Raw genomic sequence first — 6,108 nt, 5'->3', positions numbered from 1 at the left:
GCAGACATGCCGGGCGAACAGAACACCCGGTCAGGGGATAATCCCTGACCGGGCGTTCTTTTTTTGTAGCCGGTCTTGTTAACACTAAAGAAGAGTCCTTCTCTAGAGTTAACGGCCTGATCCGGTTGTCAAATATCCAGCAAGATAGAGGCGGAATAAATTGCCACAAGTCGTCCACCTGGAAGCTACCGACCGGGCGGCTTAGGCCCCCACCTATTTGACGGCATTTAGTGCCTTTGCGGACTAGATGATAGGCTGCGCCTAAAGTTGATGTGCCAAGGTCTACTTACTTATAACCTAATTATCCCAATGTAATTTGGAATTATTTGGGGCAGATGGACTATTTGTATATATATACAATTTGTTCTATAGACTTTGTGGATACTAACAAAGGTTAAACATGAAGCAACTAAGAATATTTTATCTAATGACACACGGGGATGGGAAAATGATTTTGGGAAAACTCGTTATTTATTAAATAAAGGGGGAGGGCGAACCATGTTGACAGGAGAAGAGTATATTGAAAGCTTGCGACATTTGAAAACAGAAATCTATGCTTTTGGGGAAAGGATTGCTAACTTCGTGGATCATCCACTATTCCGGCCACACATCAATGCGGCTGCGGTAACTTACGACATGGCCCATGAGTCGGAATTCGAGGATCTAGTAACGGTGCACTCCCATCTGACCGGGAAAAAAATAAATCGCTTCACCCATATTCATCAGAGTAGCGAGGATCTGGTCAAAAAGGTTAAAATGTTGCGTATGATTGCCCAGCGTACGGGGACATGCTTCCAGAGATGTGTGGGTTTTGACGGATTAAATGCTCTTTATTCAGTAACTTATGAGATGGATCAGACGTTAGGCACTTCTTATCATCAACACTTTGTGGATTTCTTAAAATATGTCCAGGAAAAAGATCTCATGTCCGCAGGTTCGATGACCGATCCCAAGGGAGACCGTAGTTTGCGTCCCAGCCAGCAGGCTGATCCGGACATGTATGTGCATGTGGTTAAAAAGATGGCGGAAGGTATTGTGATCAGGGGGGCCAAGGCCCACCAGACGGGAATAATCAATTCTCACTACATGATCATTATGCCCACCATCGCCCTGGGAGAGGCCGATCAGGACTATGCCGTGTCCTGTGCCGTACCGGTTGATGCCCCCGGCGTGTTTCATATTTTCGGTCGCCAAACCAATGATGAGCGGCGCCTGGATGGGGAAATAGACATCGGCAACGCCAGGTACGGCATAGTTGGGGGTGAGGCGCTAACTGTGCTGGAAGATGTTTTTATTCCCTGGGAAAGGGTCTTTATGTGCGGGGAGTACCAGTTTGCCGGGATGCTGGTTGAAAGGTTCGCCTCCTTTCACAGGCAAAATTATGGAGGGTGCAAGTGCGGGGTTAGCGACATCATCATTGGTGCAACGATGGTCCTGGCGGAATATAACGGTGTGGCCAAGGCTTCTCATATTAAGGACAAAATTACCGAAATGTTGCATCTGAGCGAAACGTTATACTGCTGTTCAATCGCTTGTTCAGCCGAAGGGAGAAAAACACTTTCCGGTGCATATTTTGTCAATCCACTGTTGGCCAATGTAGTTAAGCAGAACGTAACCCGTCATATCTACGAAATCTGCCGGCTAGCCCATGACGTGGCGGGCGGGTTTATCGCCACCCTGCCCTCGGAAAAGGACTTCCAGAATGCCAAAACCGGTCCTTACCTGGAAAAATATTTCAGCGGTGTGGTTGGTGTGCCTACCGAGAATAGGGTCAGAATGGCAAGGTTGGTGGAAAATATGACCGGTGGTACCGCCTTGGCTGAAAGCATGCATGGCGCTGGGTCGCCCCAGACCCAAAGAGTGATGATTATCCGCCAATCCAATATTGAACATAAAAAGCGCATGGCCAAAAAACTGGCAGGCGTTCCTGAACAAAAATAATTTCTTTCCGGTTAAATATCTGAAGATTGTAAATCGTTTAAACAAAAAGGGGCATGTTTAATGAATTCAGTTGGCAAGGATCTGTGGGCGTCCAAATTTACTGGGGGAATTGTTGAAAAAACTATCAATGGGGTAACGGTTAATGTATATGCAGATCGCCCGAAAACAGTTATTGAGACATTGCAGAACAGCGCACAGCTTTTTCCCGATAAGACGGCTCTGGTCATGGGAGATGATCGCGTCACTTATAGCGAATTAAACAGGATGGTTAACAATATGGCCTATGCCCTTCGTAATAAGTGCGGCATTAAGAAGGGCGACCGGGTGGCCATTTTATTGACAAATGGCATTCCTTTTGTAGTTAGTCTTTATGCTGTGGCTCAATTGGGCGGCATTGCGGTCCCCCTGAATACCAAACTTAAAAGCGCTGAACTTGAATACATGATTAAAAATTCAGGCTCCAAACTACTTGTGCTCAATGATAGCTGGTGGGTTAATATTGAGCCGATATTACGTTCTATTGACAACTGCCGGGAGTTTTATGTGGTGGGACGGGAAATAAATGGGACCAGGCAATTCTCTGAATTGATTGATAGCGATTCTCCGGAAATTGTAACGACAGAAATTGATGAGCACGATGTCGCTTTTATCATGTACACTTCCGGTACTACAGGCCTGCCCAGAGGAGTCATGAACACTAACTTTAACGTCATCCACACGATGATTAGTTATAAAAGAATATATAATCTTACCTCTAATGATAGAACTGTAATTGCCGTGCCATTATTTCATGTGACTGGTCTTTACGCTCAATTGCTCACTTATATTAATCTGGGCTGCACCATTGCCCTTATGCCAATGTTTAAAACCGAAGAAATGTTAAGAATAATGGAAGAAGAGAAAATAACCAGCATGATTGTGGTACCGACCATATACGTAATGATGCTGATGCATCCGGACCATGAAAAATACGTCATGTCTTGCTTCCGGGTGGCCGGTTTTGGCGGGGCGCCCATGTCTGGTGAGACGGTAAAAATGCTCCGGGACTGGCTGCCGAACATAGAGTTGCACAATACCTACGGTCTAACGGAAATTGCTTCCCCGGGAACTTGTATGCCCAAGGAAGATGCGCTTAGGAAGTTGGGGTCAATCGGTTTGCCTTTCCCCGTAAACAAGTGCAAGGTGGTTGATCCGGTCACCGGAGAAGAATTGCCGCCCAACACCGAAGGGGAATTGCTGATCAATTCACCCAACTTAACCCCGGGGTACTGGCAAAATCCTGAGGCCACTCAAAAGGCAATTGTGAATGGGTGGCTGCACACTGGTGATATCGCCAAGATTGATGAAGAAGGATACGTCTATATCATGGACCGTATCAAAGATATGATTAATCGGGGAGGTGAAAAAATCTTTTGTGTAGAGGTGGAAGACGTCCTCTATAGCAATAACAAAGTGATGGAAGCAGCGGTGGTCGGAATACCTGACGAAATTTACGGTGAAATTGTCAAAGCTTATATCGTTCTGCGCCCGGGTGCTACATTGACTGTGGAGGAAGTGCAGGATTGGGTTAAAGAAAGGCTGGCCAAATACAAGGTACCCAAGTTTGTTGAATTCCTTACGGAATTGCCTAAGAATCCTAATGGAAAGGTTATGAAAAGTATTTTGCGAAAGTTGAATCAACCAGAGATTTTAAATGGGGGAGATTGAATGAAGAATTTATTTGATTTGACAGGAAAAACTGCTATTGTTACCGGAGCGTCCTCCGGGTTGGGACAGCAGATTGCAATAGGAGTGGCAGCCTATGGTGCTAATGTGGTGGCGGTGGGTAGTCCGCGTCATGGGGCTGAAAGTACAATCGAAGAAATTAAAAGAAGAGGTGGTGATGCGATAAGTTTACAAACTGATGTCACTAATGAAGCTGAAGTAAAGAAAATGGTGAAACAATCCTTGGATAGGTTTGGAACAATAGATATTGATTATAATGTGCCAGGAATTAATATAAGGAAAGAAGCATTAGAAATGACGGAAGAGGAATGGAACAGGGTAATTAATACAAATTTAAAAGGAGTTTATCTATGCGCAAAAAATATTGGTGAAGTAATGGTTAAACAGCGTAAAGGGAAAATCATTAATATGTCTTCAATTTTTGGTACAGTTTGTATGAAAAAACAAATAGCTTATGCAACTAGTAAGGGCGGTATTAATCAGATGACAAAAGTTCTCGCAGTAGAATGGGCACCTTTTGGAGTAACTGTCAATGCTATCGCCCCCGCTTATATGAAAACTCCTTTAGTACGCCAGGTGATGGAAGATATTTCATGGTATGAAGATGTTAAAAAGAGAAATGCCATGGAAAGGCTTGGAGAACCGGAGGAAATCATTGGCCCTGCTGTCTTTCTGGGGTCTGAAGCTTCAAGTTTCATAACTGGAACTATACTTTATGTAGATGGTGGATGGACGGCACTCTAAAACAACCAAAGGTTCTATATTAATAAAATTTTATTGAAAGGAGAATTCTTATTTAGTTAATATAATTAGAAATTTAAGTAAATTAAAGGAGGGTAAAAATGAAAATGGATTACCAGGATGATGAAGTTAGACCTGGAATTATTGAACGTTTTAGTGAAGGCTTTGCAAAAATTATTCGTTTATATATGCCAGACGCATTTATACTGGCTGTAGTCTTAACAGTTGTTACAATTATTTTGGCATTGTTCTTAACGAAAAGTAGCTTTGTTGACATTACAAAACAATGGTATGATGGTATTTGGTCAATCATTAACTTCGCGTTTATGATGATTTTAATACTGATAACTGGTTATACGCTTGCTTTGTCGCCAATCGTGATGCGTTTTATTAAGTATCTTGCAGGATTACCTAAAAATCAAGGTCAGGCTATTATTGTGGCAGCATTGGTGGGGGCAATTGGATCGTTTGTAAACTGGGGACTGGGATTAATTTTAATGGGTTTGGTAAGTAAAGAAATTGCTAAGCGGTTAGATGTTGATTTCCCGTTCATTATTGCCGCAGCATATTCGGGATTTTTGGTTTGGACTTGTGGTTTATCAAGCTCGATAGCAGTAATTCTAACTTCCCGTGGTAACTCGGTGAATTTTGTCGAGAGATTTACTCATCAGGTGTTACCTCTGCAAAGTACAATTTTTGCAGCCTGGAATTTAATACCTACGGTTATTTTGATAATATGTCTTCCCATACTATTTTATTTTATTGCCCCCAAGGATAAAAGAAAGTGGTGCCTTGTTGATAAGGAGACGTTGATTAGAGCTGATGAGGAGGCTGGTGCTGCTAAAATAGATCAGGTTCCTGCCGCTAAGTTGGATAATAGTTGGATAATAACCATAATTATTGTAGGTATCGGACTTACTTATCTTATCTCAATATGGTTAAAAAAAGGTTTCTTGCTTGATTTTAATACGTTAGTATTTTTATTCTTATTGGCTGGATTTTTATTGCATTGGCGTCCAATGAATTATGTTAATGCTTTTTATACAGCTGCGAGAACATCAGGACCACTTGCTTTGCAATATCCCTTTTACGGTGGCATGATGGGGATAATGATTACAAGTGGACTGGCATCAGTCATAGCAAACTTTTTTGTTCACTTTTCTAGTGCCAATACACTTCCTTTTTGGCAGTTTATTGTATCATTAATAATTAACTTATTTGTTCCCTCAGGTGGTGGCCACTGGGCGGTTCAAGGTCCTATTACAGCTCTAGCTGCTGTGAAATTACATGCATCTCAACCTCTATCGGCTATGGCTGTGGCTTGGGGCGAATCTACAATGGAGATGCTTCAACCCTTTTGGATGTTACCTGTTTTAGCTATTGCCGGTAGAGAAGTAAGAGAGGTCCTTGGATATGGTTTAGCGGCATTTATTCTTGGAGTGGTTGTATTTGGAGCAACTACATTAATCATGGCTCCTGTTTTAATCCATTGAATAAGACAAAGATTACTAACTAGAATATTAATAGCTAATAGACCATATAACCCGAATTAAATTAGTTCCTTTTGCTCTTGTTCGCCCTTGGCATGGAACAGAATGCACATGATACCAAGATATGGGGGGGTGCCTAGCTTACCCGGTCATCTGCCTGACAAGAGTGACACGGGTATTCCCCCTCTCTATCAAGGCCACGTCAAAGTTA

Annotated in this window: 4 protein-coding genes; all 4 read left to right on the top strand. The window is 42.6% G+C overall.

Annotated elements, in window-relative coordinates:
• Positions 1-498: 498 nt before the first annotated feature.
• Positions 499-1,941, top strand: coding sequence for a 4-hydroxyphenylacetate 3-hydroxylase family protein (locus A6M21_RS02345; protein WP_066666307.1), 1,443 nt, complete (start codon positions 499-501; stop codon positions 1,939-1,941).
• Positions 1,942-2,001: 60 nt separating this feature from the next.
• Entirely contained in the window at positions 2,002-3,648 is a 1,647-nt protein-coding gene (locus tag A6M21_RS02340; RefSeq protein WP_066666306.1) for a class I adenylate-forming enzyme family protein, read from the top strand.
• Complete coding sequence (locus A6M21_RS02335; protein ID WP_066666305.1) at positions 3,649-4,410, top strand: SDR family NAD(P)-dependent oxidoreductase; 762 nt, start codon at positions 3,649-3,651, stop codon at positions 4,408-4,410. It abuts the gene before it with no gap.
• A gap of 98 nt (positions 4,411-4,508) precedes the next feature.
• Positions 4,509-5,900 (top strand): short-chain fatty acid transporter, encoded by a 1,392-nt coding sequence (locus A6M21_RS02330; protein ID WP_078060328.1) that lies wholly within the window; start codon positions 4,509-4,511, stop codon positions 5,898-5,900.
• The last annotated feature ends 208 nt before the right edge of the window (positions 5,901-6,108 follow it).

It is taken from the genome of Desulfotomaculum copahuensis, from assembly GCF_001655685.1.
Taxonomy (GTDB): Bacteria; Bacillota; Desulfotomaculia; order Desulfotomaculales; family Desulfovirgulaceae; genus Desulfotomaculum_G; species Desulfotomaculum_G copahuensis.
The sequence above is the reverse complement of the archived record's forward strand: the minus strand, read 5'-3'. Positions and strand labels throughout refer to the sequence as shown.